We start from the raw sequence: 4,525 nt of genomic DNA, 5'->3' as shown, positions 1-4,525 counted from the left end.
CACGCGCCGGCGACGATGCAGAGCGACGCGATGAGGAGGAGCGGCGCAAATGACACGCGCCGGCGACGATGCAGAGCGACGCGATGAGGAGGAGCGGCGCAAATGACACGCGCCGGCGACGATGCAGAGCGACGCGATGAGGAGGAGCGGCGCAAATGACATCAGTGTCTACTCGCCTGGTGCGGCTGCTGAACATGGTGCCGTACTTCCAGGCCAACCCGCGGGTCACCCGCGCAAAGGCCGCAGCAGACCTCGGCGTGACCGTCAAGCAACTCGACGAGGACATCGAGCAGCTGTGGCTGTGCGGTCTTCCTGGCTACGGTCCGGGTGATCTGATCGACTTCGAATTCTCCGGCGACACCATCGAGGTGACGTTTTCCGCAGGTATCGACCAGCCCCTGCAGCTCACCTCGCCGGAGGCCACCGGCCTACTGGTGGCGCTGCGGGCCCTGGCCGACATCCCCGGCTTGGTGGATCCTGAGGCCGCGCGCAGCGCGATCGCCAAAATCGAAGCGGCCGCCGGCAGCGCCGCACACGGCACTCAGGCGGCCGCTGTCGAGGAGCCGGCACCTGCCGAAAGTGACGCCGCGGCCGCGGTCCGCGCCGCGGTGCGCGACAACTGCGCACTGGCCATCGACTACTACTCCGCCTCGCACGACACGCTGTCCAGCCGGATCGTCGACCCCATCCGGGTGCTGCTGATCGGCGACCACAGCTATCTGGAGGCGTGGTCGCGGGAAGCCGACGGAGTGCGGCTGTTCCGGTTCGACCGAATCGTGGAGGCCCGAGTGCTCGACGAGCCGGCCGCGCCTCCGGAACCGGCGGTGCAGTCGCCACCTGATACCTCACTGTTCGACGCCGACCCGTCGTTGCCGTCGGCGACGCTGCGGGTGGCGCCGCCGGCGTCATGGATGTTCGATTATTACCCGATGCGCCTGCTGCGCGAGCTGCCCGACGGTCACTTCGAGGCGGCGATGACCTACGCCTCCGAAGATTGGATGACGCGACTCGTGCTGGGCTTCGGGTCCGCGGTGCAGGTCCTGGCACCGGAGTCGTTAGCCAAGCGGGTACATGCCGCTGCGGTGGCGGCGCTGGACACATACCAGGACACGGCGCGGTCAGGATAAGACCCCTGCCAGCTGCGGTAGCATCGGGTGGACATCTGGAGGTAATCAAAGTGGGCAGTCTTAGTCCGTGGCACTGGGCGATCCTTGCCGTCGTGGTAGTCCTGCTGTTCGGCGCCAAGCGGCTCCCCGACGCGGCACGCTCGCTGGGCAAGTCGTTGCGCATCTTCAAGTCAGAAGTCCGCGAACTGCAAAGCGAACACAAGTCGGAAACGCCTGCCACTCCCACCGCGCCGACCACCCCGGTGCAGGCTGAGCGGGTCGACCCGCCGGCGGCCGGCGGCCAGTCGGCCTAGCCCGGCGTCGTCGTCACCGTGCCCTGAGCGGCACTGATTCGCCCGTCGTGCGGACCACCCGAATATTGCGGCGCCTCGATCCGCGCCTGCGCCGCAGCCGCACCAACCCCGACGGCACGATGTCGCTGGTGGATCACCTCACCGAGCTGCGTACTCGGTTGTTGATTTCGCTGGCCACGATCGCATGCACCACAGCAGTCGGATTCGTCTGGTATTCGCATTCGTTGTTCGGGCTGGAAAGCCTCGGTGAGTGGCTGCGTCATCCGTACTGTGCGCTACCGCAGTCCGCCCGCGCCGACATCGCCGCCAACGGTCAATGCCGGTTGCTGGCCACGGCGCCGTTCGACCAGTTCATGCTGCGGCTCAAAGTCGGGCTGACCGCGGGCCTGGTGCTGGCCTGCCCGATGTGGCTGTATCAGCTGTGGGCATTCATCACCCCGGGGCTGTACAAAAAGGAGCGCCGCTTTGCGATCGCGTTCGTGATTCCGGCGGCGCTGCTGTTCATGGCCGGGGCGGTGTTTGTTTACGTTTTGTTGTCCAAGGCGTTGTTGTTTCTCTTGACCGTCGGCAGCGACGTGCAGGTGACCGCGCTCTCCGGCGACCGCTACTTCGGGTTCCTGATCAACCTGCTGCTGGTATTCGGGATCAGCTTCGAGTTCCCGCTGCTGATCGTCATGCTGAATCTGGCCGGTGTGCTGAGCTATGCGCGGCTCAAATCCTGGCGGCGCGGATTGATCTTCGCGATGTTCGTGTTCGCGGCGGTATTCACGCCCGGGTCTGATCCGTTTTCGATGATCGCGCTCGGCCTGGCCTTGACCCTGCTTCTCGAGCTTGCCATCCAGATCGCCCGGCTGAACGACAAACGCAAAGCCAAGCGCCAAGACATGGTTCCCGACGACGAAGCATCGCCCATCGAGCCGCCGTCCCCGATACCGGAACCATCACACATCGCCGGAGCCCATGACGACATCACCTGACGGGCAGTCGTCGGCCGGGCCTGAGCTGACCCGCTTCGCCGCGGAACTGCCCTTTGCGCTGGACGATTTTCAGCAGCGGGCGTGCGCAGCGCTGGAGCGGGGCCACGGCGTGCTGGTGTGCGCGCCGACCGGGGCAGGCAAGACGGTGGTCGGCGAATTCGCCGTGCATCTAGCGCTGGCGGCCGGCGGCAAATGCTTCTACACCACGCCGCTGAAAGCGCTGAGCAACCAGAAACACACCGACTTGACCGCACGCTACGGCCGCGATGCGATCGGGCTGCTCACCGGCGACCTGTCGGTGAACGCCAACGCCCCCGTGGTGGTGATGACCACCGAAGTCCTGCGCAACATGCTCTACGCGGATTCGCCTGTGCTGCAAGGGCTTTCCTACGTCGTGATGGACGAGGTGCATTTCCTCGCCGACCGGATGCGCGGCCCGGTGTGGGAAGAGGTCATCTTGCACCTGCCCGACGAGGTGCGGCTGATCAGCCTGTCGGCGACGGTCAGCAACGCCGAGGAGTTCGGCGGCTGGATCCAGACCGTGCGCGGCGACACCACCGTGGTGGTCGACGAACACCGGCCGGTGCCGCTTTGGCAGCACATGCTCGTTGGCAAACGCCTTTTCGACCTGTTCGACTACGACACTGCCGGCAAGCCGCAGGTATCGCCAAACCTGTTGCGCCACATTGCCAATCGGCGCGAGGCGGATCGGCTCACCGACTGGCGAGGCCCCCGCCGGCAGCCGGCAAGAGCAGGCCCAGGACGATCCGGCTCACGACAGGGTTTCTACCGGCCACCCAGCCGCCCCGATGTCATCGCAACGTTGGACCGCGAAGGACTGCTACCCGCGATCACGTTCGTGTTCTCCCGCGCCGGCTGCGACGCCGCGGTCGCCCAATGTCTGCGCTCGCCGCTGCGATTGACCACCGAGGAGGATCGGGCGCGGATCGCCGAGGTCATCGATCACCGCTGCGGCGACCTGGCCGACGAAGACCTCGCCGTGCTCGGCTACTACGAGTGGCGCGAAGGGCTGATGCGCGGACTGGCCGCCCACCACGCCGGGATGCTGCCGGCGTTCCGGCACACCGTCGAAGAGCTGTTCACCGCGGGATTGATCAAGGCGGTGTTCGCCACCGAGACGTTGGCGCTGGGCATCAACATGCCGGCCCGCACGGTGGTGCTGGAACGGCTGGTCAAGTTCAACGGCGAGCAGCACCTGCCGCTGACTCCGGGGGAGTACACCCAGCTGACCGGCCGGGCGGGCCGGCGCGGCATCGACGTCGAGGGCCACGCAGTGGTGATCTGGCACCCCCAAGACAACACCGCGGAGCCAGCCGAAGTCGCCGGGCTGGCCTCCACCCGCACGTTCCCGCTGCGCAGCTCCTTTGCCCCGTCGTACAACATGACGATCAACCTGGTGAACCGGATGGGCCCCGAGCAGGCGCACCAGCTGCTGGAGCAGTCGTTCGCCCAATACCAGGCGGACCGCTCGGTGGTCGGCCTGGTCCGCGGTATCGAGCGCGGCCAGCGGCTGCTCGACGAGATCGCCGCCGAGCTGGGCGGCCACGATGCACCGATCCTCGACTACGCGCGGCTGCGCGAACGGATCTCGCAGCGCGAGCGGGCGCAGTCGCGGGCGTCGCGCACGCAGCGCCGGCAGGCGGCCAACGACGCGCTGGCCTCGCTGCGCCGCGGCGACATCATCACGATCACCCACGGCCGCCGCGGCGGTTTGGCGGTCGTCCTGGAATCCGACCGCGACAGCACCGATCCGCGGCCGCTGGTGCTCACCGAAAACCGTTGGGCAGGCAGGATTTCATCGGCCGACTACTCGGGCGCGTCGGCGCCGGTCGGGTCGATGACCTTGCCCAAGCGAGTCGAACACCGTCAGCCCCGGGTGCGCCGCGATCTGGCGTCGGCGCTGCGGTCGGCCGCCGCTGGGCTGCCGGGGCCGCCCACCCGCGGCAAGCGCAGTCCCCGCCGTGACGGCGACGACGGAGCATTCCAGGACCGCGAGCTGGTATCGCTGCGGGACCAGCTGCGTCGTCACCCCGCCCACCATGCGCCCGGCAGGGAAGCCCAGCTACGAGTCGCCGAGCGCTACCTGCGCATCGAACGCGACAACGCC

4 protein-coding genes are annotated in these 4,525 nt (G+C 67.5%); all 4 read left to right on the top strand.

Annotated features, from left to right (window positions below; genetic code table 11):
* Window positions 1–155 precede the first annotated feature (155 nt).
* Window positions 156–1,127 (top strand): helix-turn-helix transcriptional regulator, encoded by a 972-nt coding sequence (locus ACFE99_RS23020; protein WP_375488895.1) that lies wholly within the window; start codon window positions 156–158, stop codon window positions 1,125–1,127.
* Between the two features lie 50 nt (window positions 1,128–1,177).
* The gene (gene tatA, locus ACFE99_RS23015; RefSeq protein ID WP_375488893.1) at window positions 1,178–1,420 is read left to right on the top strand and encodes a Sec-independent protein translocase subunit TatA; all 243 of its coding nucleotides are present in this window, start codon (window positions 1,178–1,180) and stop codon (window positions 1,418–1,420) included.
* 119 nt (window positions 1,421–1,539) lie between these two features.
* On the top strand, window positions 1,540–2,397 hold the full coding sequence (gene tatC / locus ACFE99_RS23010; protein WP_375488897.1) for a twin-arginine translocase subunit TatC: 858 nt from the start codon (window positions 1,540–1,542) through the stop codon (window positions 2,395–2,397).
* On the top strand, window positions 2,381–4,525 hold a 2,145-nt coding region (locus ACFE99_RS23005), incomplete at its 3' end, for a DEAD/DEAH box helicase (protein ID WP_375488891.1). The genes tatC and ACFE99_RS23005, both read left to right, overlap by 17 nt.

It is taken from the genome of uncultured Mycobacterium sp., from assembly GCF_964249325.1.
In the GTDB taxonomy this organism is placed as follows: domain Bacteria; phylum Actinomycetota; class Actinomycetes; order Mycobacteriales; family Mycobacteriaceae; genus Mycobacterium.
The sequence above is the reverse complement of the archived record's forward strand: the minus strand, read 5'-3'. Positions and strand labels throughout refer to the sequence as shown.

Excerpts from the sequence above, each read along its gene's own strand:
- ACFE99_RS23020 (WP_375488895.1), top strand. The coding sequence starts at position 156 with ATGACATCAGTGTCTACTCGCCTGGTGCGGCTGCTGAACATGGTGCCG.
- tatC (WP_375488897.1), top strand. The coding sequence starts at position 1,540 with ATGTCGCTGGTGGATCACCTCACCGAGCTGCGTACTCGGTTGTTGATT.